This is a genomic window from Streptomyces sp. NPDC022552 (genome assembly GCF_055561875.1).
Genome location: NZ_JBVHGJ010000003.1, coordinates 433,874 through 457,516, shown reverse-complemented (window position 1 = coordinate 457,516; position 23,643 = coordinate 433,874). Strand labels below are relative to the sequence as shown.

The 23,643-nt window shown below is 70.6% G+C and carries 21 protein-coding genes; 15 read left to right on the top strand and 6 right to left on the bottom strand.

Annotated features, from left to right (window positions below):
- Positions 1-34: 34 nt before the first annotated feature.
- A complete protein-coding gene (locus ACZ3OF_RS11870) occupies positions 35-871 on the bottom strand; it encodes a L,D-transpeptidase family protein (RefSeq protein WP_467304250.1) in 837 nt (278 codons plus the stop codon).
- A gap of 229 nt (positions 872-1,100) precedes the next feature.
- On the opposite strand from ACZ3OF_RS11870, the gene ACZ3OF_RS11865 reads away from it, so the two are divergent.
- The 3 genes from ACZ3OF_RS11865 to ACZ3OF_RS11855 all read left to right on the top strand — a co-directional run bounded on the left by ACZ3OF_RS11865 (position 1,101) and on the right by ACZ3OF_RS11855 (position 4,292).
- Positions 1,101-2,681, top strand: coding sequence for an acyl-CoA mutase large subunit family protein (locus tag ACZ3OF_RS11865; protein WP_361667850.1), 1,581 nt, complete (start codon positions 1,101-1,103; stop codon positions 2,679-2,681).
- Between the two features lie 92 nt (positions 2,682-2,773).
- Positions 2,774-3,430, top strand: coding sequence for a leucine efflux protein LeuE (leuE, locus tag ACZ3OF_RS11860; RefSeq protein ID WP_467304248.1), 657 nt, complete (start codon positions 2,774-2,776; stop codon positions 3,428-3,430).
- A gap of 37 nt (positions 3,431-3,467) precedes the next feature.
- A complete protein-coding gene (locus ACZ3OF_RS11855) occupies positions 3,468-4,292 on the top strand; it encodes a MerR family transcriptional regulator (RefSeq protein WP_361667855.1) in 825 nt (274 codons plus the stop codon).
- Positions 4,293-4,339: 47 nt separating this feature from the next.
- Here ACZ3OF_RS11855 and ACZ3OF_RS11850 read toward each other — a convergent pair whose 3' ends face one another.
- Together ACZ3OF_RS11850 and ACZ3OF_RS11845 are read right to left on the bottom strand one after the other, a co-directional pair.
- Entirely contained in the window at positions 4,340-5,653 is a 1,314-nt protein-coding gene (locus tag ACZ3OF_RS11850) for an alpha-2,8-polysialyltransferase family protein (RefSeq protein ID WP_467304245.1), read from the bottom strand.
- Positions 5,650-6,648: a glycosyltransferase family 2 protein gene (locus ACZ3OF_RS11845; RefSeq protein ID WP_467304243.1), complete on the bottom strand. Its 999-nt coding sequence runs from the start codon at positions 6,646-6,648 to the stop codon at positions 5,650-5,652. The genes ACZ3OF_RS11850 and ACZ3OF_RS11845 overlap by 4 nt, the downstream gene beginning before the upstream one ends.
- Before the next feature lie 187 nt (positions 6,649-6,835).
- Between ACZ3OF_RS11845 and ACZ3OF_RS11840 the strand changes: the two genes are divergently transcribed.
- The 12 genes from ACZ3OF_RS11840 (at position 6,836) to ACZ3OF_RS11785 (ending at position 20,493) form a co-directional block, all read left to right on the top strand.
- Positions 6,836-8,134, top strand: coding sequence for a DUF6716 putative glycosyltransferase (locus tag ACZ3OF_RS11840; protein ID WP_361667862.1), 1,299 nt, complete (start codon positions 6,836-6,838; stop codon positions 8,132-8,134).
- Entirely contained in the window at positions 8,134-9,315 is a 1,182-nt protein-coding gene (locus ACZ3OF_RS11835) for an acylneuraminate cytidylyltransferase (RefSeq protein ID WP_361667865.1), read from the top strand. The genes ACZ3OF_RS11840 and ACZ3OF_RS11835 overlap by 1 nt, the downstream gene beginning before the upstream one ends.
- 15 nt (positions 9,316-9,330) lie before the next feature.
- Positions 9,331-10,224: an N-acetylneuraminate synthase family protein gene (locus tag ACZ3OF_RS11830; protein ID WP_467304242.1), complete on the top strand. Its 894-nt coding sequence runs from the start codon at positions 9,331-9,333 to the stop codon at positions 10,222-10,224.
- Complete coding sequence (locus ACZ3OF_RS11825) at positions 10,221-11,468, top strand: hypothetical protein (protein WP_361667870.1); 1,248 nt, start codon at positions 10,221-10,223, stop codon at positions 11,466-11,468. Before ACZ3OF_RS11830 ends, ACZ3OF_RS11825 begins: the two co-directional genes overlap by 4 nt.
- A 116-nt stretch (positions 11,469-11,584) precedes the next feature.
- Positions 11,585-12,805, top strand: a complete 1,221-nt coding sequence (locus ACZ3OF_RS11820) for a M20 family metallopeptidase (RefSeq protein ID WP_361667873.1) — start codon at positions 11,585-11,587, stop codon at positions 12,803-12,805.
- Positions 12,806-13,081: 276 nt separating this feature from the next.
- On the top strand, positions 13,082-14,119 hold the full coding sequence (locus ACZ3OF_RS11815) for a BMP family lipoprotein (protein ID WP_361442845.1): 1,038 nt from the start codon (positions 13,082-13,084) through the stop codon (positions 14,117-14,119).
- A gap of 196 nt (positions 14,120-14,315) precedes the next feature.
- Positions 14,316-15,908 carry an ABC transporter ATP-binding protein gene (locus tag ACZ3OF_RS11810; RefSeq protein WP_467304454.1) on the top strand — a complete coding sequence of 531 codons (1,593 nt, stop codon included), beginning with the start codon at positions 14,316-14,318 and terminating at the stop codon, positions 15,906-15,908.
- Complete coding sequence (locus ACZ3OF_RS11805) at positions 15,905-17,017, top strand: ABC transporter permease (protein WP_361667876.1); 1,113 nt, start codon at positions 15,905-15,907, stop codon at positions 17,015-17,017. Before ACZ3OF_RS11810 ends, ACZ3OF_RS11805 begins: the two co-directional genes overlap by 4 nt.
- Entirely contained in the window at positions 17,014-18,303 is a 1,290-nt protein-coding gene (locus ACZ3OF_RS11800; RefSeq protein WP_361667879.1) for an ABC transporter permease, read from the top strand. The genes ACZ3OF_RS11805 and ACZ3OF_RS11800 overlap by 4 nt, the downstream gene beginning before the upstream one ends.
- Positions 18,300-18,704, top strand: coding sequence for a cytidine deaminase (locus ACZ3OF_RS11795; protein ID WP_361667882.1), 405 nt, complete (start codon positions 18,300-18,302; stop codon positions 18,702-18,704). The genes ACZ3OF_RS11800 and ACZ3OF_RS11795 overlap by 4 nt, the downstream gene beginning before the upstream one ends.
- Before the next feature lie 81 nt (positions 18,705-18,785).
- A complete protein-coding gene (locus ACZ3OF_RS11790) occupies positions 18,786-20,063 on the top strand; it encodes a thymidine phosphorylase (RefSeq protein ID WP_361667884.1) in 1,278 nt (425 codons plus the stop codon).
- Between the two features lie 157 nt (positions 20,064-20,220).
- Positions 20,221-20,493, top strand: a complete 273-nt coding sequence (locus ACZ3OF_RS11785; RefSeq protein ID WP_361667886.1) for an STAS domain-containing protein — start codon at positions 20,221-20,223, stop codon at positions 20,491-20,493.
- Here ACZ3OF_RS11785 and ACZ3OF_RS11780 read toward each other — a convergent pair whose 3' ends face one another.
- The 3 genes from ACZ3OF_RS11780 to ACZ3OF_RS11770 form a co-directional block, all read right to left on the bottom strand.
- Positions 20,494-21,468 (bottom strand): sigma-70 family RNA polymerase sigma factor, encoded by a 975-nt coding sequence (locus ACZ3OF_RS11780; protein WP_361667888.1) that lies wholly within the window; start codon positions 21,466-21,468, stop codon positions 20,494-20,496.
- 81 nt (positions 21,469-21,549) lie between these two features.
- Positions 21,550-22,197 carry a L,D-transpeptidase family protein gene (locus ACZ3OF_RS11775; protein ID WP_361668763.1) on the bottom strand — a complete coding sequence of 216 codons (648 nt, stop codon included), beginning with the start codon at positions 22,195-22,197 and terminating at the stop codon, positions 21,550-21,552.
- A gap of 127 nt (positions 22,198-22,324) precedes the next feature.
- Positions 22,325-23,587 carry an MFS transporter gene (locus tag ACZ3OF_RS11770; RefSeq protein ID WP_361667891.1) on the bottom strand — a complete coding sequence of 421 codons (1,263 nt, stop codon included), beginning with the start codon at positions 23,585-23,587 and terminating at the stop codon, positions 22,325-22,327.
- Positions 23,588-23,643 lie beyond the last annotated feature (56 nt).

Below are 23,643 nucleotides of genomic sequence, written 5' to 3'. Positions count from 1 at the left end.
TCCCACCCGCGCCACTCTCACTCGCCCCTGGCGACTACCAGTGCACGACGACCTTGTCGCCGACCTTCACCTCGTCGAAGAGGGCCGCGAGCTTCGCCCGGTCCCTGACGTTCACACAGCCGTGCGAGGCCCCGTTGTAGCCGCGGGCCGCGAAGTCCGCCGAGTAGTGCACGGCCTGGCCGCGGCTGAAGTACATCGAGTACGGCATCGGCGTGTGGTACAGCTTCGACCAGTCGTTGCGGACCTTGCGGTCGACGTTGAAGATCCCCTCGCGCGTCGGGGTGTTCTCCGAACCGAAGCGGACGTCCATCGACGAGACGACCTTGCCGTCGATCATCCAGGCCAGCGTGCGCGTCTCCTTGCTGATGCAGAGCACGCGCCCGGTCATGCAGCGCGGGTCCGGCGTGTCCAGCGCGTTGGAGGTGGACGGCTTCAGCTCGGAGGCCGTCGGCTCACGGGTCATCCCGACCAGCCGCTGCCAGGTGACCTCGTCCACCGCACCGGTCTCCGGCAGCCCCCGCTTCTTCTGGAAGGCCGAGACGGCCTTGCCCGTGATCGAGCCGTAGAAGCCGGTGGGCGCGCGGTCGAAGTAGCCGATCTGCCGCAGCCGTGCCTGCAGCTCCCGCACCTGCTTGCTCTCGTCGCCGTCCTTCATCAGGACCTTGCCGGCCGGCTGCGCGGAGGTCGGGGAGGAGCTGGGCGAGGACGGCTTGTCGTCCGCCGTCGGCGAGGCGCTCGGGGAGTCCGAGGCCGGCGCCGGGGTCGCGGGTGCCGGGGCGGAGCTCGACGGTCCGCTCGTCGCGGGAGAGTGGCCCCCGCCCGCCGCCTGGGCCGTACAGCCGGTGGCGAGTGCCACCGCGGCCGCGGCCATGAGTGCTCTTCGTATGACGGACGATCGGCGCATCTGTGCCCCCCGGGAATCTGCGTGTGTACCTATTGGATGCTTCCCGGGCGCCCTTGGTTGCGCACCCGGGGTCACAACGGAGCATCCTTGTGAGGAAGGTCCCAGCGTGTGGCTCTCCACCCGTCGCACGGCCGCCACTACAGTCCGTCGCGAGAGTCCGTACCAGCCAGTAGGTTTCAGTCGGGAGGCACACCAGATGGCGCGCGAGTCGGAGTCGGGGCTGCCCATCGAGCCGGTCTACGGACCGGACGCCCTGGACGGATGGGAGCCCGCCGAGAAGCTGGGCGAGCCGGGCTCGTACCCCTTCACGCGTGGTGTGTACCCGTCGATGTACACCGGCCGGCCCTGGACCATGCGGCAGTACGCGGGCTTCGGCACCGCGGTGGAGTCCAACGCCCGCTACAAGCAGCTGATCGCCAACGGCACGATGGGGCTCTCCGTCGCCTTCGACCTGCCGACGCAGATGGGCCACGACTCCGACGCCCCGATCGCGCACGGCGAGGTCGGCAAGGTCGGTGTCGCCATCGACTCGATCGACGACATGCGCGTCCTGTTCGGCGGGATCCCGCTGGACCAGGTCTCCACCTCGATGACCATCAACGCCCCCGCCGCCCTCCTGCTGCTGCTCTACCAACTCGTGGGTGAGGAGCAGGGCGTCCCGGCCGACCGGCTGACCGGCACCATCCAGAACGATGTGCTCAAGGAGTACATCGCGCGCGGCACGTACATCTTCCCGCCCAAGCCCTCGCTCCGGCTGATCGCGGACATCTTCAAGTACTGCAAGGCCGAGATCCCGAAGTGGAACACCATCTCGATCTCCGGCTACCACATGGCCGAGGCCGGTGCCTCGCCCGCGCAGGAGATCGCGTTCACCCTGGCCGACGGCATCGAGTACGTCCGTACCGCCGTCGCCGCCGGCATGGACGTGGACGACTTCGCGCCCCGCCTCTCCTTCTTCTTCGTGGCCCGTACGACGATTCTGGAGGAGGTCGCCAAGTTCCGGGCGGCCCGCCGGATCTGGGCACGGGTGATGAAGGAGGAGTTCGGCGCGGAGAACCCCAAGTCGCTGATGCTCCGCTTCCACACCCAGACCGCCGGCGTGCAGCTCACCGCCCAGCAGCCCGAGGTCAACCTGGTGCGCGTCGCCGTCCAGGGCCTGGCGGCCGTCCTCGGCGGTACGCAGTCGCTGCACACCAACTCCTTCGACGAGGCCATCGCCCTGCCGACGGACAAGTCCGCGCGCCTGGCCCTGCGGACGCAGCAGGTCCTCGCGTACGAGACGGACGTCACCGCCACCGTCGACCCGTTCGCCGGCTCGTACGTCGTCGAGAAGATGACGGACGACGTCGAGGCCGCCGCGCTGGAGCTGATGCGGAAGGTCGAGGACCTGGGCGGCGCGGTCAACGCGATCGAGCGCGGCTTCCAGAAGAACGAGATCGAGCGCTCCGCCTACCGGATCGCGCAGGAGACCGACAGCGGCGAGCGGGTCGTCGTCGGCGTCAACCGCTACACGGTCGACGTCGAGGAGCCGTACGAGCCGCTGCGCGTCGACCCGGCGATCGAGGCCCAGCAGGCCGAGCGGCTGACCAGGCTGCGCGCCGAGCGGGACCAGGCGGCCGTGGACGCGGCGCTCGCCGAGCTGAAGAAGGCGGCGGAGGGCACGGACAACGTGCTCTACCCGATGAAGGACGCGCTCAGGGCGCGGGCGACGGTCGGCGAGGTCTGCGACGCGCTGCGCGAGGTGTGGGGCACGTACGTCCCGACGGACGCGTTCTGATTCTCCGCGCGTTCCGGCCCTCCGCGCGTCCGGTCTTCCGCGATACGAAACACCCGGGCGGAGTGTCGTACCCACGTGCGACACTCCGCTTCATGCTGGGTGTCACCGATCTTCCGACCTATCTCGTGGGCCTCGTCCTCATCATCCTTCTGCCGGGGCCGAACTCGCTGTACGTGCTGTCCGTCGCCGCCCGCAAGGGCACCCGGACCGGGTACAAGGCCGCCGTCGGCGTCTTCACCGGCGACGCCGTCCTGATGACGCTGGCCGCGCTCGGCGCGGCCTCGCTGCTCCAGACCACGCCGCTGCTCTTCATGATCGTGAAGTACGCGGGCGCGGGCTATCTGGCCTGGATGGCGTACGGGATGATGCGGTCGGCCTGGGCGATGTGGCGCTCGCGCGGGGAGACGGCGGACGAGGAGACCGAGCGGGCGCAGGAGACGCCGGGGGAGAACCCGTACCGCAGGGCGCTGATCATCAGCCTCTTCAACCCGAAGGCCATCCTCTTCCTGATCTCGTTCTTCGTGCAGTTCGTTGACCCCGCGTACGCCTACCCGGCGCTCTCCTTCCTGGTGCTCGGCACCCTGCTGGAGATCGGCAGCTTCCTCTACCTGACGATGCTGATATTCGGCGGGACGCGCCTCGCTTCCGCGTTCCGGCGCCGCAGGCGGCTCTCGGCCGGGGCGACCTCCGCCGCGGGCGCGCTCTTCCTCGGCTTCGCCGCGAAGCTCTCCCTCAGCAGCGCCGCTTGACCCTCACACCGTGTGAGGCCGTTCCGTAGGAGTCGTCATGTTCACCATCGGAGACTTCGCCCGGCACGGGCGGGTGTCGGTCCGCATGTTGCGCCACTACGACGCCATCGGACTGCTGCGCCCGGCCCATGTCGACCCGCACAGCGGCTACCGCTTCTACCAGGCGGACCAGCTCGCCCGCCTCAACCGCGTCATCGCCCTCAAGGAGCTCGGCTTCACCCTCGAACAGGTGGGGTCGATCCTCGACGAGCAGGTCGGCGCGGAGGAGCTGCGCGGCATGCTGCGGCTGCGCCAGGCCGAGCTGGAGACGGCGCTGGCGGAGGCGGCGGGACGGCTGGCCCAGGTCGGCGCGCGGCTCCGAGCCATCGAGAGCGAGGGGCACATGCCCACGCAGGACGTCGTGATCAAGAGGATTCCGCCGGTACGGCTCGCCGAGCTGAGCGGCGTGGCCGGGGGCTTCGGCCCCGGCGAGATCGGCCCGGTCATCCAGCCGCTGTACGAGAAGCTGTGCGCGCGCCTGGAGGCTGCGGGCGTCACGGGGTTCGGCCCCGGGATCGCGTACTACGAGGACGCGGGCCGGGGCGACGGCTCGGTCGTCGTCCACGCGGGGATGACGGTCCCCGCGGGCACGGAGGAGGTGGCCGGCGTCGACGTCGTCGTGCTGCCCGGCCTGGACGAGGCGGCGACCGTGGTCCACCGGGGCCCGATGGAGGACCTCCTGCCGACGGTCCAGACCCTGGCCACCTGGATCGACGCCAACGGCTACCGCTCGACGGGATACTCCCGCGAGCTGTACCTGGAGGCCCCGGACGACCGCGCGAAGTGGGTGACGGAACTCCAGGAGCCGGTCACCCGGGCGTAGGACGGAAAGGGGGCCCTCCCGGACACGCGTCCGGGAGGGCCCCCTTCTCACTTCGCCAGCGCCCGCTTCAGCTTCAGCGCCCGCCGCGCCAGACGGCGGACCCTCGGGTGGCGGGGGACCGGGATGCCGCCCGGGAGGCCCAGGACGGTGAGGCGGCGGCGCTTGAAGTAGTGCCGCGTCCGCTCCGCGAGCGGGCCCGACAGGTGCCGGACCGCCGCGCCCCGCAGATCCGGGCGGATCTTGGGCTGCATCGCGAAGCCGACCGCCGCGACCAGGCCCGCGAGGGACTCCGCGTCCCAGGCCGTGGCCGGCGCGGTGTCGTCCTCCAGGTCGGGGACGAGCGCGTCGACGAGGGTCGCCGGGATGCGGTTGCTGTTCTGGTACGGGGTCAGCTTCTCCAGGATCGTCCGCGTGCCGACCCGGGCCACCGGGATCCCGTAGAAGGCGCGCGCCGTCATCAGCGCCGTGGAGAAGCAGCCCACCACCAGCGCGGGACGCTGCTCCCGGTACACGACCTCGGCGAGCACCGGGCGGTCGAGGACGGTCAGTTCGGCGCCGAGCGCCTCCGCCTCCCGTGCGAGCCGCCGTGTCCAGGCGTCCGGCGCCGTGGGGTGCGGCTTGAAGACGAGGCGCCGGTGCCCGCGCGCGATCGCGCCGCGGACCATCCGTACGTGCAGCTCCTCCTCCTCGCCCGGGGTGAGCAGCGAGAGCGCCGCGAGGTACTGGCCGAGCAGCAGCGCCGGGCCCTCCTCCTCGGCGGTGGGACCGGCCGTGTCCGCCAGTTCCGCGACCACCTTGGTGAAGGCCTCCGTCGGCACCACCTCGGTCGTCGGCCCGAACTCGCCGAGCAGCAGGGGCGCGAGCCCGGGCACCAGGTCCAGATGGAGCAGCCGCCGCACCCGGTCGCCGACCAGCGGGTCGATCTTGTTACGGGTCGGGCCGTAGCTCATCAGGCCGTCGGCGTACACGTCGAGCGCCGCCTCCGGGAAGAGCCGGGCGATCGTCAGCGCCGGCGCGACCTGCACCGACTCCAGGGCGATCTCGATCCGGTCGTCGCCGAGGTCCCACAGCCGCCGCAGATGACGTTCGAGCATCGGTACGTCGTCCCCGCGGGGCGACCAGCCGGCCGGGTGGAGCGGCGAGATCGCCTCGTTCCAGGACAGCACCGCGTCGAACCGGCCGCGCAGCCGCTCGAAGCCGGGCATCTCGTCGAGGGCGGGCGTGGTCTCGGGCACCGCCGCGTTGTTGCCGACGAGCAGCAGCCGCCGGTCGGCGGGGCCGAAGCAGCCGCTGTCCAGGGCGGCGGCCAGCGTCGTCGCACCGTACAGGGTGGAGGCGTAGAAGATCTGAGTGGTCCTCACGCGGCGGCCCCCGCGCCCGCGCCTTGGCCGAGCGAGCCCGCGCGGCGGCGGCGCAGCTTGCGCAGCACGCCCGCCCGCTCCTCGTCCATCGAGGACAGCGCCTCGTCGAGCACGTCCTGCGGCATGCGCCGCAGCGCTCCCGCACTCATCGAGCGCAATTTCTTCGCCACCGCTGGTTCGAATCGTTCAATGGAGGAGACGTGGTGCGAAATGAGCGCGCAATAGGTACGGACGGCTTTCGGAAGAAGCCGGTCCGCGTCCACGTCGACGGCCGTTTCCTCGATCACCTGATCGAAGGCCCGGATGAAATCGAGTTGGCGGATATCGCCGATCTGCGTGAGTGAGGTGGAGACACCGCGCCGGTAGAAGATCCCGAGCGTGCTCACCGCGGCGAAGGTGTCCGCCTCCCGGTGCAGCTTCCAGATCCAGGGCCGGTCCTCCGCCGTCCGCAGCCCGGGGGTGAAGTGGAGCAGCCCGCGGTCGAGCAGCCGCCGGTGGTACATCCCCGCCCAGGCGTACGGATAGTCGACCGAGGTCGTCCGGTGGGCCGGCAGGATCGCGTCGCGGGGGCGCAGCAGTTCGCCCCGGCGCGCGATCGGGGCGCGCTTCACCGACCGGCTCCGGTTGGTGTTCACCACGTGGTCGGTGCGGAGGAAGTCGCAGTCCAGCTCGTCCATGGCCGTGACCAGGCGGGAGAGGTGCCCGGGGGCGAGCCAGTCGTCCCCGTCGAGGAACGCGAGATAGCGCCCACGGGCGGCGTCGAGTCCGGTGTTGCGCGCGGTGGCAAGACCCTCGTTCTTCTCGTGCCGGAGCAGGACGGCCCCCGGGATCTCACGCGCGGCCCGTTCGAGGATCTCCGGCGTTCCGTCCGTCGAGCAGTCGTCGACGAGAAGGAATTCGAAGTCCTCACGGGCGTTCGCACGCAGGCTTGTCAGGGTGTCGGGGGCGTATGTCTGCACGTTGTAGAACGGCACGACGACGGAGAGCTTGACCACCCGGCCGACGCTAGGCGCCGCCCCGGCATTCGTTCTGACCGGCAGAGGGATGTTCGGTGAACACGAAGAGGCGGGCGGCTTAACCGCCCCCGATCCCGGCCGTTTTCAGCGGGCGGAGAGGCTCTGTTCACCGTTTGTTGTGTCTCAGTTGGGCCAGCACACGAAATGCCTCTCTAGCGTCCTCGACGTGCCAGCAAGTACCCATGAACGAGTACGCGTCGCCGTACTCGCCGATTCCGACACCCGGTGGAAATGGGGCGCGCTCACCGCGCGCCGCATCGCGGCTTCCGAACCCACCGGTTTCGTCCTTCGCGGTCGGGCCACGCCCACCGCGCGTCAGCTCGCCGAGACCGGGGTGTCCACCACACCCCCGCGCGAGGTGACGGGCGCGGAGTTCCTTCGTGAGGTACGGGACGGGGAGTACGACCTCGTCGTCCTCTCCCTCGTCGGCGGCACGGTCCGCGCGGTCCTCCAGGGGATCGCCGACCTGGGCCTCGAGCGCCGCCCGGTGATCGTCACCGGCTATGTCGGAGTCGTCTACGAGAAGCTCGCGGACGGTCTCCTGCTGCGCCACGGCGCCGACGTCGTTCTCGCCAACTCCCGTCATGACGCGGAGCGTTTCCGCGCCGTGTACGAAGGAGTGGGCGCCGACGCCTCCTCGGTGGTCGAGGCGGCGCTGCCGTTCCTCGGTGGCGCGCCCTACGCCCCCGAGGCCGGCCGGAACACCCTCGTCTTCGCCGCCCAGCCGTCCGTGCCGGTCACCCGCGCCGACCGTGCGTACCTGCTCCGCAGGCTGGTCGAGCACGCCCGGCTGCACCCGCGGCGGGAGGTGCTGCTCAAGCTCCGCTCCAAGCCGGGCGAGCACACGACGCACCTGGAGGAGCTGCCGTACCAGAAGCTGGTGCGCGACCTGGACACCCCGCCCAACTTCCGTCTGGTGTACGGGCACATGGGCGAGGTCCTGGACCGCACCGACCTGCTGGTCACGGTCTCCTCGACGGCCGCGCTGGAAGCGCTGCACCGGCGGATCCCCACGGCGATCCTCACCGACATGGGGGTGCGCGAGGTCCTCGGCAACCACCACTTCATCGGCTCGGGGCTGCTGACCTCCTTCGACCGGCTCGACGCGGACGACCGCCCGAAGCCGGACGAGGAGTGGCTCTCGCGCCAGGGCGTGGCGGCTGAGGGTCCCCCCACGCCGCAAGGCGTAGGGGCAGGTTCGTACGAGAAGGCCTTCGACGCCGCCCGGGCCCGGGTCGCCGAGCTGCTCGACGGGCCGGCGCTGCCCCCGATCACCCCCTACTACACAACGGAGACGGCCCCCGGGTACCTGCCCGGGATCCTCGCCCGCCACCGCCTCGACGTGACCGCGCCGGAGGCCCGCGACAGCGGGCTGCGCCGAATCGTCCGGGAAGCGGCGCGGGGCGCGTACCGCCACGGCGTCCAGCGCGTGGCCCCCGTCATCCGCCGTCTTGGAGAACTCTGATGACCACGACCGTGCTTGCCGTCATCCCGGCGCGGGGCGGTTCCAAGGGCGTCCCCGCCAAGAACCTCGCCCCGGTCGCGGGCGTCCCGCTGGTCTCCCGCGCGGTCCGCGCCTGCCTCGGCGCCCCCGTGGTGACCGATGTCCTCGTCTCCACTGACGACGCGTCCATCGCATCGGCGGCCCGCGCGGCCGGCGCGGAGGCCGTCCACCGCCCCGCGTCGATCGCCGGCGACACGGCGACCAGCGAGTCCGCGGTCCTGCACGCGATGGACGCCTTCGAGGCGACGAGCGGGCGCCGCGCGGACGTGATCCTCCTCGTCCAGTGCACGAGCCCCTTCCTCACGGCGGCCGAGGTGAACGAGGCGGCCGAGCGGGTCACTTCGGGGGCGGCGGACACCGCCCTGACGGTGGCCCCGAGCCACGGCTTCCTGTGGCGGGAGACCGCCGAGGGCGCCACGGGCGTCAACCACGACAAGGCGCACCGCCCCCGCCGGCAGGACCGCGAGGCCGAGTACCTGGAGACCGGCGCCGTCTACGCGATGTCCGCCGAGGGCTTCCGTACCCACCGGCACCGCTTCTTCGGCCGCACCGAGCTGGTCGTCACCGACCCCGCCCGGGTCCTGGAGATCGACGACCCGCACGACCTGGCCCGCGCCCGCGCGCTCGCGCCGCTCCTCGACACCCCGATCACCCCCGGCTTCGACGACATCGACGCCGTGGTCCTCGACTTCGACGGCACGCAGACCGACGACCGGGTCCATCTCGACTCCGAGGGACACGAGTTCGTCTCCGCGCACCGCGGCGACGGCCTCGGGATCGCGGCCCTGCGCCGCGCCGGGATGCCGGTCCTGATCCTCTCGACCGAGCAGAACGCCGTCGTCGCCGCCCGCGCCCGCAAGCTCAAGATCCCCGTCCTGCACGGCATCGACCGCAAGGACCTCGCCCTCAAGCAGTGGTGCGAGGAACAGGGCATCGACCCGCAGCGCGTCCTCTACGCCGGCAACGACGTCAACGACCTTCCGTGCTTCCACCTCGTCGGCTGGCCCGTCGCGGTGGCGAGCGCGCACGACTCCGTGCGGGCCGCCGCCCGTGCGGTGACCCTCACCCCCGGTGGCTCCGGTGCCGTCCGCGAGATCGCGGCCTGGCTTCTCGGACCCGAGCTCCACACCCCCAACTCCTAAGGGACACCAAGAACGATGAACACGCGCACTCGCACCTTCGGCAGCAAGACCGCGGGCCCCGGCCGGCCCGTCTACGTCACCGGTGAGATCGGCATCAACCACAACGGCGAGCTCGAGAACGCCCTCGCGCTCATCGACGTGGCGGCCGAGGCCGGCTGCGACGCCGTGAAGTTCCAGAAGCGCACCCCCGAGATCTGCACCCCGCGTGACCAGTGGGACATCGAGCGGGACACCCCCTGGGGCCGCATGACCTACATCGACTACCGCCACCGTGTGGAGTTCGGCGAGGACGAGTACCGCGCCATCGACGAGCACTGCAAGAAGCGCGGCATCGACTGGTTCGCCTCCCCGTGGGACACCGAGGCCGTCACCTTCCTGGAGAAGTTCGACGTCCCAGCACACAAGGTCGCCTCCGCCTCCCTGACGGACGACGAGCTGCTGCGCTCGCTGCGCGCCACCGGCCGCACGGTCATCCTCTCGACCGGCATGTCGACGCCGAAGCAGATCCGTCACGCGGTCGAGGTCCTCGGCTCGGACAACATCCTGCTCTGCCACGCCACGTCCACGTACCCGGCCAAGGCCGAGGAGCTCAACCTCAACGTGATCAACACGCTGAAGGAGGAGTACCCGAACGTCCCGATCGGCTACTCCGGCCACGAGACGGGCCTCCAGACCACACTGGCCGCCGTCGCGCTCGGCGCCACGTTCGTCGAGCGTCACATCACCCTCGACCGCGCCATGTGGGGCTCCGACCAGGCCGCCTCGGTCGAGCCGCAGGGCCTGCAGCGCCTGGTCCGCGACATCCGCACGATCGAGACCGCGCTCGGTGACGGCGTCAAGAAGGTCTACGAGTCGGAGCTCGGCCCGATGAAGAAGCTCCGCCGGGTCCAGGGGTCTGTCGCCGCATGACCGGCCGGCTGGCGTTCGTCGAGAGCCCGGTCCAGCTCCTGAACGTCCTGGAGTGGGCACACGCCCAGTCCCTCGCCGTCGGGGGCACGACCGCCCCCGACGGCCGGGGGGCCGCGATACTCGCGCCCGCGCACCCCGGGGACCAAGCGCCCCCGCCCGCCGCGGCCCCGCGCCCCGCCACTCCCGCCGGCGCCACCGGCCCCGACGGCGATGCGGTCGGTGACGCGCCGCGCGTCACCCCCGTGCCCGGCCGGGGTGATCTCACGGTCATCGTGCTCTCGCCGACCGACCCGATGTCGCGCGGTCAGCTCCGCCGGATGGCGCAGCTGGCCCGCGACGACGGGTTCACCGTGCACTGGCAGGAGGCCCGCGGCGCCCGCGGCTCCCTCGCACGGACGCTGCGCGAGCTCGCCCCGCTGCTGCGGGCGGCCGAGCGGGTGATCGTCGGGGACCCGTTCTCCCGCTACGTCCAGCTCCTGCTCACCCTCTTCGCCCCCAAGCGCCTCACCGTCGTCGACGACGGCACCGCCACCATGGAGTACGCCGCCCAACTGGCGCGTGGTGAGCGTCTGGTGCGCTGGCACCGGCGCGGCAGCCGGGGTCCGCGCGAGCTGGTGCTCGCTCCGGTCACCGCCGCCGCCCGCCGCAAGCTCGCCCCCACGTCCCGCCGTACGGTCGAGATCTTCACCTCGCTCCCGGTCGAGTCTCCGCCCGGCACGACCGTCACCGAGAACACCTTCGCCTGGACCCGGTCCCGCTTCGGCCCGCCCCGTCTCACCAAGGGCGCGGATCTGGTCGGCACCTCGCTGGTCGAGACCGGCGTGGTCGACCCCGACCAGTACGCCGCCGTCGTCGCCGAGCTGGCCCGCGTCCACGGCGCCACCCGCTACTTCGCGCACCGCCGCGAGGCCACCGAGAAGCTGCACCGGATCGCGGTGGAGACCGGTCTGGAGATCGTCCGGCCCGATCTGCCGCTGGAGCTGATCGCCCGGCGCGGCCCGATCGGTCGTACGGTGGTCAGTTTTCCCTCCACCGTCGTGCACACCCTGCCGCTGGCCCTGGCCGGCACGGGGGTCAAGGTCGCCGTCTGCGAGATCGCGCCCGAGTGGCTCAAGGAGAACGCCTCACCCCGGGCGCAGGGCTTCCTGGCCGGAGTCGCGGGAACGGCGGCTCACGAGGTCGACCGCCTGACCGCCCAGGCCGCTCAGGCCACCCAGTCCCCACAACGGCTCGAATTCGGGTGAGCTTACCCACAAGGGATGGTCGTCAAGCCTGGTCAACCGAGATTCTTTCCCCTATCGGGCTGAACTTTTCGTGATCAACGGGCAGTTGATCTCTGAAGGGGCCTACCCTTCAAAAGGTGAACCAGTTGAAGTCCCGTGAGCCCGGCTCCGTCGCTCTGCCCGGAACGCTGTCCGCGCCGCTGCGCGCCGAACTGATCGCGTTCCGCCGCGACTTGCACATGCACCCCGAGCTCGGCAACCAGGAGTTCCGTACGACCGCGGCCGTGAAGGCACGCCTGGAGGCCGCGGGACTCGCGCCGAAGCTCCTCCCGACGGGCACGGGGCTCGTGTGCGACATCGGCACCTGGGACAGGGGCCGCCCCATGCTGGCGATCCGCGCCGACCTCGACGCGCTGCCCATCCCGGACGTCAAGACCGTTCCGTACCGCTCCACTGTGCCCAACCGGGCCCACGCATGTGGACACGATGTCCACACCACCACCGTCCTGGGCGCCGGGCTGGTCCTCGCCGAGCTCGACCGGCAGGGGCTGCTCCCCAACGCCGTACGGCTGATCTTCCAGCCCGCCGAGGAGGTCCTGCCCGGCGGCGCCGCCGATGCCATCGAGGCCGGGGTCCTGGACGGAGTCGGCCGGATCATCGCCGTGCACTGCGACCCGAAGGTGGACGCCGGCCGGATCGGCCTGCGCCCCGGGCCCATCACCTCGGCCTGCGACCGTCTCGAAGTCACCCTCGACGGCCCCGGCGGCCACACGGCCCGCCCGCACCTCACCACGGACCTGGTCACCGCCGCCGCCCGGATCGCGGTCGACGTCCCGGCCCTGCTCGCCCGCCGCGTGGACGCCCGCTCGGGCCTCGCGGTCACCTGGGGCCGTATCGAGGCCGGCCACGCCTGCAACGTCATCCCGCAGCACGCCGAACTCTCGGGCACCGTCCGCTGCCTCGACCTGCCCGCCTGGCGCGACGCCCCGGACCTGATCCACGCGGCGATCGACGAGATCGCCACCCTGCACCGCGCCAAGTCGACCATCACCTACGTCCGCGGGGTCCCCCCGGTCGTCAACGACCCGGTGATCACCGAACTGCTCCGGGACGCCATGACGGTCCGCAGGGGAGCGGAGCAGGTCGAGGACACCGAGCAGAGCCTCGGTGGCGAGGACTTCTCCTGGTATCTGGAGCACGTGCCCGGCGCGATGGCCCGTCTGGGTGTCCGTACGCCCGGCGACACGACACGCCGGGACCTGCACGCGGGCGACTTCGACGTGGACGAGCGAGCGATCGCGGTGGGGGTGGAGCTCTTCACCGCGGCGGCCCTGATCGACGCCGCTCCGCGGCTCTGACGCCCCGAAACACCGTTCATCCGTCCGGCGCAGCGGGCGACGCGCGTTCGGCCCAACGGCCCGCGCGTCGCCGAGCGGGCCCGGCTCGAACGCCCGCACCAGCGTGTATAACCGGCCGTGCCGGGTCGGACGCCGTCGGTCGCCCTTCTGGCCGGTTCGCGACGATCCGATAACGACTCATGAACGGGTCTTTAACTGACATCTACGCGCGTTACGATCCACGCGAAACCAGCGCCGGAAGAGGCGCTTTCGGTCAGTCTCGAAGGGACCCTCCTCTTGCGCCGGGTATCCAAGATCGTTTCCGCGTCCGCAGTGACCGCGGCCCTCGCTCTCACGGCCACCGCTTGTGGTGAGTCGTCCACCGACTCCGGTTCCGACTCGGACACCATCAAGGTCGGTATGGCCTACGACGTCGGCGGTCGTGGCGACAACTCGTTCAACGACTCCGCCGCCCGCGGCCTCGACAAGGCCAAGGCCGACCTCGGTGTCGAGACCAAGGAGCTCACCGCCAAGACCGGTGAGACCCCGGCCGACCGCGAGCAGCGCCTCACCTCCCTCGCCGAGGGTGGCTTCAACCCGGTCATCGGTGTCGGCTTCGCCTACAAGGACGCGATCGACAAGGTCGCCGCGAAGTTCCCGAAGACCACGTTCGGCCTCGTCGACTCGGTCTCCGAGGCGAAGAACGTCGACTCGATCGTCTTCACCGAGGAGCAGGGCTCGTACCTCGCCGGTGTCGCGGCCGCGCTGAAGTCCAAGGACGGCAAGATCGGCTTCATCGGTGGTGTCGACACCCCGCTGATCAAGAAGTTCGCCGCCGGCTTCCAGCAGGGCGTCAAGGACACCAAGCCGGACGCCTCGGTCACCATCCAGTACCTGTCCACCGGTACGGACTTCTCCGGCTTCGGCGCCCCGGACAAGGGCAAGGCCGCCGCCAAGGGCATGCTCGACAAGGGCATCGACGTCATCTACGCCGCCGCGGGCGGTTCGGGTGCCGGTGCCATCGAGGCCGTCGCCGCCAAGCCGGGCACCTGGGCGATCGGCGTCGACTCGGACCAGGCCAAGGACCCGGCCCTGTCCAAGTACGCCGGCTCGATCATGACCTCGATGGTCAAGAACGTCGACACGGGCGTCTTCGAGCTCGTCAAGTCCGTCCAGGACGGTAAGCCGGCGACCGGCACGCACGTCTACTCGCTGGCCGAGAACGGCGTCTCCCTGACCACCACCGGTGGCCACCTCGCCGACATCCAGCCCAAGCTGGACGAGGCCAAGCAGAAGATCATCGACGGCCAGATCAAGGTCAACACGACCCTCTGACATCCGTCGGAGAGGGGCCCGGAGAGCGGCTTCGGCCGACACTCCGGGCCCCCTTCACACGTCTGCCCGCGGGCAGTTGAACGATTTTCCAAAAGCTACGCGCGTAGCGTCCGCCGTACAGGGTATTTTTCGCCACCGACAGCGCCTGCGCACCGCCTCATCCCCTCCTCACGCTCCCTGCCTAGGAGAGTGCGTCATCAAAGCCTCCAGCCCCAGCAGTCCCAACGCCGTAGAACTCCGCGGCATCACCAAGCGTTTCCCCGGAGTCGTGGCCAACCACGACATCGACATCACCGTGCGCCGCGGCACCGTGCACGCCCTCGTGGGCGAGAACGGCGCGGGCAAGTCGACCCTGATGAAGATCCTGTACGGCATGCAGAAGCCGGACGAGGGCACCATCACGGTCGACGGCGAGCAGGTGACGTTCAACAGCCCCGGCGATGCCATCACCCGCGGTGTCGGCATGGTGCACCAGCACTTCATGCTCGCGGACAACCTCACTGTCCTCGAGAACGTCGTCCTCGGCTCCGAGAAGCTGTACGGCATCGGCGACAAGGCCCGCGCCAAGATCAAGGAGATCTCCGGCGCGTACGGCCTCGGCGTCCGTCCCGACGTGCTCGTCGAGGACCTCGGTGTGGCCGACCGTCAGCGCGTGGAGATCCTCAAGGTCCTCTACCGCGGCGCCCGTACCCTGATCCTCGACGAGCCGACCGCCGTGCTCGTCCCGCAGGAGGTCGACGCGCTCTTCGACAACCTGCGCGAGCTCAAGGCCGAGGGCCTGACCGTCATCTTCATCTCGCACAAGCTGGGCGAGGTCCTGTCGGTCGCCGACGAGATCACCGTCATCCGGCGCGGCACCACGGTCGGCACCGCAGACCCGAAGCACACCACCACCAAGCAGCTCGCCGAGCTGATGGTCGGCGCCGAGCTGCCCTCCCCGGAGACCCGCGAGTCGACGGTCACCGACGTGCCGATGCTGACGGTCGAGGACCTGTCGCTCAGCGCCATCGACCCCGACGGTGTGGTCCGCGCGGTCCTCGGCGGCATCACCTTCACCATTCACAAGGGCGAGGTGCTCGGCATCGCCGGCGTCGAGGGCAACGGCCAGTCCGAGCTCGTCGACACGATCATGGGCATGCGCAACGCCGACCACGGTGTGGTGACCCTGGACGGCGCGGACATCTCCGCCGCTCCGACGCGCAAGCGGCGCGAGGACGGCATCGGCTGCATCCCCGAGGACCGCCACCGGCACGGTCTGCTCCTGGAGGCCCCCCTCTGGGAGAACCGCATCCTCGGTCACGTCACCGAGAAGCCCAACTCCAAGGGCGCGATCCTCGACCTGAAGGCCGCCCGCAAGGACACCGAGCGGATCGTCCGCGAGTACGACGTCCGTACCCCCGGCATCGACGTCACCGCGGCCTCCCTCTCCGGCGGAAACCAGCAGAAGCTGATCGTCGGCCGCGAGATGAGCCACGACCCCAAGCTGCTGATCGCCGCGCACCCCACCCGTGGTGTGGACGTCGGCGCGCAGGCGCAGATCTGGGACCAGATCCGCGCGGCGCGCCGCGAGGGCCTGGCGGTCCTGCTGATCTCCGCCGACCTGGACGAGCTGATCGGCCTCTCCGACACCCTGCGCGTGATGTACCGCGGGCGTCTGGTGGCCGACGCCGACCCGGCGACCATCACCCCGGAGGAGCTGGGCTCGGCCATGACCGGCGCCGCCGCCGGCCACCTTGAGCACCCTGAGAGCCCTGAGGGCACCGACGGCCCGGAGGACGAGGCCCGATGAAGAAGTTCGACAAGGAGCGGCTGCTCCTCGGCATCGCGGCACCGCTGCTCGCGATCGTCGCCGCCTTCCTGATCACCGCCCTGGTGCTCGCGGCCACCGGCAAGGAGCCGTTCAGCGCCTTCGGCATCATGTTCGACTACGGCATCAAGTCGGACAGCCAGGTCTACATCATCAACAAGGCGACGACGTACTACCTGGCGGGCATCGCGGTGGCCATCGGCTTCCGCATGAACCTGTTCAACATCGGTGTCGACGGCCAGTACCGTCTCGCGGCGTTCTTCGCCGCCGCCGTCGGTGGCGCGCTGACCCTTCCCGGCATCGTCCAGATCCCGCTGATCATCATCACCGCGATGATCGTCGGCGCCATGTGGGCGGGCATCGCCGGTGTCCTCAAGACCACCCGGGGTGTCAGCGAGGTCGTCTCCACGATCATGCTGAACTTCATCGCGACCGCGATCATCGGCTACCTGCTCCAGCCCGGCCGTCTCGGCCACCTGGACGCGGCCGGTACGAAGGTCGCGACGACCCCGCTGCCGGAGTCCTCGCACTTCTTCGAGTTCCCGACCACGCCGACCCCGATCTACGGCTTCGTCGTCATCGCGGTCATCGCGGGCCTCGGGTACTGGTTCACGCTCTCCCGCACCCGCTTCGGCTTCGACCTGCGTACCGTCGGCCAGTCCGACACGGCGGCCGCGGCCTCCGGTGTCAACGTCAAGCGGATGGTCGTCACCTCCATGCTGATCTCCGGCGCCATGGCCGGTCTGATCGGTATGCCGACGCTGCTCAACGACTCGTACGAGTTCGGCGGCGACTTCCCCGTCGGCATCGGCTTCACCGGTATCGCCATCGCCCTGCTGGGCCGCAACCACCCGATCGGCATCGCGCTCGCCGCGATCCTCTGGGGCTTCCTGGAGCGCGGCGGCCAGCAGCTGGAGTTCGAGGACTACGACCGGGAGATCGTCGGCGTCATGCAGGGCGTCATCGTCCTCTGCGTCGTCATCGCCTACGAACTCGTCCGCCGCTACGGCCTCAAGCGCCAGCAGCGCCAGGTCGGCGAGAAGCTCGCGGCCCAGGCCCGTTCCAACAACTCGACGGAGGTGTCGGCGTGACCGCCACGGCGACTTCCACCCCGCCGCCCGCCGCGCCCAAGGCGGCCGGTGGCAAGGGCGGCCGCACCCGCCTCTCCCTTCCCTGGATCCTGCTGATCGTGGCGGGCGGGCTCATCGCCCTCTCCGCCGTCCGGGCCATCACCGGCGCGCAGGACCTCACCTCGGCCGGCCAGATCAGCGCCGCGCTCTCGCTCGCCGTGCCGATCGGCCTCGCCGGTCTCGGCGGTCTGTGGGCCGAGCGCGCGGGCGTGGTCAACATCGGCCTCGAAGGCATGATGATCCTGGGCACCTTCTTCGGTGCCTGGGCCGGCTGGCAGACCAGCCCGTGGCTCGGCATCCTCGCCGGCATCGTGGGCGGCATGCTCGGCGGTCTGCTGCACGCGGTCGCCACGGTCACCTTCGGCGTCGACCACATCATCTCCGGTATCGCGATCAACATCCTGGCGGTCGGCTTCACCACCTACTTCGCCAAGCTGTGGTTCAACTCCGGCGAGGCGGCGACGAAGGGCGGCAGCCCCAAGCAGTCCCCGCCGGCCGAGGAGATCACCTCGGTCACGATCCCGGGCCTGTCCGACTGGCTGGCCGACATCGAGAAGCACCACTGGTTCCTGATCTCGGACATCGCCGGCATCCTCGGCGGCCTGGTCACCAACGTCTCGGTGGTCACGATCATCGCCGTGCTGCTGGTGATCGGTACGTTCTTCGTGCTGTGGAAGACCTCGTTCGGTCTGCGCCTGCGCTCCTGCGGTGAGAACCCGATCGCCGCCGAGTCGCTCGGCGTCAACGTCTACAAGTACAAGTACATCGCCGTGATCGTCTCCGGCGGCATGGCCGGTCTCGGCGGCGCCTTCCTGTCGCTGGTCACCTCGCACATCTACAACGAGGGCCAGACCGGTGGCCGTGGCTACATCGGCCTCGCGGCGATGATCTTCGGCAACTGGCGGCCGGGCGGTCTCGCCATGGGCGCGGGCCTGTTCGGCTTCGCCGACGCGCTCCAGCTGCGCAGCGGCGGCGAGTCCGTGCACGCGCTGCTCCTGCTGCTGTTCGCGGTGCTCGTCGCGATCGCGGCCTGGAAGGCGTACAAGAAGCGCTGGATCACCTCCTCGATCGCCATCGTCATCGGTGTCGGCGTCTTCATCTGGTACCTCGGTACGGACACGGTTCCGGTCGAGTTCGTCAGCGCCACGCCGTACGTGGTGACCCTGCTGGTGCTGTCGCTCTCGGCGCAGCGTCTGCGGATGCCCAAGGCTGACGGCATGCGGTACCGCAAGGGCGAGGGCAAGTGACCACGCCCCTCTCCGACGCCGGCTGGGAGGCCCTGCGGGCGGAGGCCCGGGACGCCATGTCCCGCGCCTACGCCCCGTACTCCGGCTTCCCGGTCGGCGCGGCCGCCCGGGTCGACGACGGGCGCGTGGTCTCCGGCTGCAACGTGGAGAACGCCTCGTACGGCCTCGGGCTGTGCGCGGAGTGCGGGCTCGTCTCGCAGCTCCAGGCCACCGGCGGCGGCCGGCTGACCCACTTCGTCTGCGTGGACGGCCAGGGCGAGTCCCTGGTGCCGTGCGGACGGTGCCGGCAGCTGCTGTACGAGTTCGGTGGTCCCGAGCTCGTCCTGGAGACCCCGGTCGGGTTCGTCACGCTGGGCGAGATGCTCCCGCAGGCCTTCGGCCCCGGCCACCTCGCGAAGTAAGACCGCGGAGCGGCCCTTCCGGCACGATGGGAAGGGCCGCTCCTCCTTTCCCCCTCTATGCGCGTAGAAAGAGGCACCACCATGGACGTCATCTCCGTCATCCGCACCAAGCGGGACAAGGGCGAGCTGAGCCCGGAGCAGATCGACTGGGTCATCGACGCCTACACCCGCGGCGAGGTCGCCGACGAGCAGATGTCCGCCCTGGCCATGGCCATCCTGCTCAACGGCATGAACCGTACGGAGATCGCCCGCTGGACCGCCGCGATGATCGCGAGCGGCGAGCGCATGGACTTCTCCTCGCTCTCCCGTCCCACCTCCGACAAGCACTCCACGGGTGGCGTCGGCGACAAGATCACCCTTCCGCTCGCCCCGCTCGTCGCCGCCTGCGGCGCGGCCGTGCCGCAGCTGTCGGGCCGGGGCCTCGGCCACACCGGCGGCACGCTGGACAAGCTGGAGTCGATCCCCGGCTGGCGCGCGCTGCTCTCCAACGAGGAGATGCTGCACGTCCTGGACACGACCGGCGCGGTGATCTGTGCGGCGGGGGACGGCCTGGCGCCGGCGGACAAGAAGCTCTACGCGCTGCGTGACGTCACCGGCACGGTGGAGGCGATCCCGCTGATCGCCTCCTCGATCATGTCGAAGAAGATCGCCGAGGGCACGGGCTCGCTGGTCCTGGACGTGAAGGTCGGCTCCGGCGCGTTCATGAAGAACATCGAGGACGCCCGTGAACTCGCCTCGACGATGGTCGGCCTGGGCACGGACAGCGGTGTGAAGACGGTCGCGCTGCTCACCGACATGTCGACCCCGCTCGGCCTGACCGCCGGCAACGCCCTGGAGGTCCGCGAGTCGGTGGAGGTCCTCGCGGGCGGCGGCCCGGCGGACGTCGTCGAGCTGACGATCGCCCTGGCGCGCGAGATGCTCGACGCGGCCGGGATCAAGGACGCGGACCCGGCGAAGGCGCTGGCGGACGGTTCGGCGATGGACGTCTGGCGCCGGATGATCGCGGCGCAGGGCGGCGACCCGGACGCGACCCTCCCGGTCGCCCGCGAGAAGCACGTCGTGACGGCGGCCTCGTCGGGTGTCCTGACCCGCCTCGACGCGTACGACATCGGCATCGCCGCCTGGCGCCTCGGCGCCGGCCGCGCCCGCAAGGAGGACCCGGTCCAGGCGGGTGCGGGCGTCGAGCTCCACGCCAAGCCGGGCGACACGGTCACGGCGGGCCAGCCCCTGCTGACGCTCCACACGGACACGCCGGAGAAGTTCGACTACGCACTGAAGTCCCTGGACGCCGCCTGGGACATCGCGGCGGAGGGCACGGCGTTCACCCCGAACCCGATCGTCCTGGACCGCATCGCCTGAGGAATATGCCTCTGACACTTTCAGGTGAACGGGGCCGGCGGACCTCCGCCGGTCCCGTTCGGCATGCTGGGATCGGTGACGCACGGCCCAGGCGCAGCCCAGTCCGTCGCGGCCCGAGCCTCCGATGAGTTCCGGCCGCGGCGAGGGTCTTCCTGGTGTGGACATCAGTCAACCGCTCGTCCTGACCCTCGCCGCCCGGGCCACCCCCGACGAGGTCGCCCGGCTGTGCGCCGTGCTCGAAGGGGTGCCGCCCACCGACGTGGTCTGTGATGTCGGTGGACTGGCGCATGCCGATCTCACCGCCGTGGACGCCCTCGCCCGGCTCAAGCTCACCGCCGGGCGCCTCGGGCATCGGTTGCGGTTCGAGGGCGCCGGTGGTGAGCTGCGGCTGCTCCTCGGCCTGGTCGGGCTCGCCGACCTCCTCGTCTGACTAGGCGTCCAGTCGCTCCGGAAGGTCGAACAGCGGGAACCACCGCTTGGTGTCCAGGAAGAAGTCCATTCCGCCGACCTTGCCGTCCCGCACCTCCAGGACGATCAGGGCCCACGGGCTGTACCCGCCCTCCGGGTCCGGGTGGTAGTGCGCGAACGCCGGCGAACCGTTCGCCACGGTCGGCACCAGCTTCGAGCCGCGGCAGACGTCGCCGACCCCGAGCATCCAGCCCACGATGTCGTCGTGGCCGCGCAGCCACAGGTCGTACGGCGGCATGGACATCGTCGCGTCCTCGTGGAGGAGCGCGGTGAGCGCCTTCATGTCGTACCCCTCGAAGGCCGCGACATAGCGCTCCAGGAGCTGCTTCTGCTCCTCGTCCAGCGGGTCCGCCGGGTCCGAGACCGTCGGCTCGTTCTCCGCGATCGTGGCGCGCGCCCGCTGGAGCGCGCTGTTGACCGAGGCGACCGTGGTGTCGAGCAGCTCGGCGACCTCGCTCGCCTTCCAGGCCAGCACCTCGCGCAGGATCAGCACGGCCCGCTGCTTCGGCGGCAGGTGCTGCAGGGCGGCGACGAACGCGAGCCGCACGGTCTCGCGGGAGACGGCGGTCTCGGCCGGGTCGGTCACCGACGGCAGCACCCGGCCGTCGGGGACCGGCTCCAGCCAGGTGATCTCCGGCCGGGCGTTGAGCTGCGCCTGGGCGACCGGCGTCGCGGCCGTCAGATCCATCGGCCGCGCCCGCCTGTTCCCCGCGTTGAGCGAGTCCAGGCACACGTTCGTCGCGATGCGGTAGAGCCAGGAGCGCAGCGACGAGCGCCCCTCGAAGGAGTCGAAGGAGCGCCAGGCGCGCACCATCGTGTCCTGCACGGCGTCCTCGGCCTCGAACGACGAGCCGAGCATTCGGTAGCAGTAACCGGTCAGCTCCGTGCGGTACTTCTCCAGCTCGGAGTTCCGGTCCTCGGTCGCCAGGTCACTCATGCAGGTCCACCCCAGTCGCCCTCATCGGCACCGGTGCTGTGCCGATGAGGGGAAGCTACCGCAGCCCACTGACACCGGGGGTCAGGTTCCCGGCTTCCGTCCGTAGACGTACACGTCGTCGCCGTTCCTGAGCAGGTTCCAGTAGGCCTTGGCGTCCGCCGGACGCATGTTGACGCAGCCGCCGGAACCCGGCGGGTTCCACATGGACTTGGTCGTGGAGTGGAACGCCTGCCCGCCGTCGAAGAACTGGGAGTACGGCATCGAGACGTGGTAGAGCGTCGACCAGTGGTTGATGCTGCGCCAGTAGATCTTCTTGGAGCCCGTGCGGGTCTCGGTCCCGTTCTTGCCCGTACGGACCGGCACCGGGCCGTACTTGAGCTTCTTCCCGTCCTGGATCCAGCTGAGCTGCCGCGTCAGGTCGACACAGGCGATCCGGCCCTTGTTGGTCGGGCACTTGCCGGCCTTGTTCGGGTTCTTGCCGGCCGCCTTCTGCTCCAGCATCGTGTTCATCGTCCGCCAGGTCAGCGGCCCCGCGTACCCCATGGTCGGGGTGATGCCGTGCTTGCGCTGGAAGGACTGGATGGCCTTGCAGTCGGCGAGCGACTGCTTCCCGTCCACCTTCCGTCCGAGGAACTTCTCCACCTGCTTCTGGTGCGGCCCCGTCGTCACGTTGCACGACGCCGCCTGGGCCGTCCCCGCGCCGAGGGCGACCGTCAGCGGCACCACCATCGAGGTGATGCCGAGGACGATCCCGGCCCGCTTCTTTATTCCGTGCATGATCACCAACTCCCCCTTGGGTCCTATGACTCAGAGGACGAGCGGGGACGCGTTCTGGTTGTACGGATCCGGTCTCGATTCAGTGCGCGGTACGCAGCGGCATTCTCCGGGCCTGAACCCGCGCGCTGTGGCTGCCGTAGAGCGTGATCGACACGACGCCGAGGACCGCGACGAGGCCCAGGAGGACCGTGCCCGCCCAGCCGCCGGAGTGGAAGGCGATCGCGCCGAGCGTGCCGCCCACGCTGCTGCCGATGTAGTACGCGGACTGGTAGAGCGCCGAGGCCTGCGCGCGGCCCGTCGTCGCGGTCCGGCTCACCGACGAGGAGGCGACCGCGTGCCCGGCGAAGAAGCCGGCCGTGATCAGGACCAGGCCGAGCAGGACGGCGGCGAGGGCGTCGGAGAGCGAGAGCAGCAGACCGGCCGCGGTCGTGCCGACGGCCAGGTAGAGCGCCCCGCGCCGGCCGAGCCGGCCGACCAGCCTCCCGGCCGCGGCCGAGGAGACCGTACCGACCAGGTAGACCAGGAAGATCGAGCCGATGACGCCCTGGGGGAGCGAGAACGGGGCCTCGACCAGCCGGTAGCCGATCACGGTGTAGACCGCGCCGAAGACCGTCATGAACAGGGCGCCGATCGCGTACAGACGCATCAGCAGCGGGTCGGCGAGGTGGCTGCGGACCGTCGCCGCGAGCGCCTTCGGGTTGAGCGAACCCGGCGTGAAGTGGCGGGCCTTGGGGATGAGGACCCGGAAGGCGACCGCGCAGGCCACCGCCATCAGACCGACCGCGAGGAGTCCGGCGCGCCAGCCCCACATCTGGGCCACCCAGCCGGTGACGATACGGCCGCTCATGCCGCCGATCGAGTTGCCCGCGACGAAGAGCCCGATCGCGGCGATCAGCGCCTTGGGCCGTACCTCCTCGGCGAGGAACGCCATCGCGGAGGCCGGCAGGCCCGCGAGCGCCGCACCCTGGACGGCGCGCAGGGCGACCAGCCACTCCAGGCTCGGGGCGAAGGGGACGAGCAGTCCGACGGCGACCGCGACCGCCAGCGAGGCGGTCATCATCGTGCGCCGCCCGAAGCGCTCGGAGAGGGCGCTCATGGGGAGGACGAGGAGGGCGAGCGCGCCGGTCGCGGCGGAGACCGTCCAGGAGGCCGCGGAGGCGGTGGCGCCGAACTCGGCGGAGATCGCGGGGAGGAGGGCCTGGGTGGAGTAGAGGAGCGCGAAGGCGGCGAGGCCGGCGGCGAAGAGCGCGAAACTCATCCGGCGGTGACCGGGGGCTCCGGGGGCGAGGCGGGTGTCGGCGACCGTGCTGGTGGCGGCCGCCTTGGTACTGGCGGAAGGCATGTCTCGAACGTAGGACGATTCGTTTCATGCGTCCAATGCATGGAACTGCTGTAATC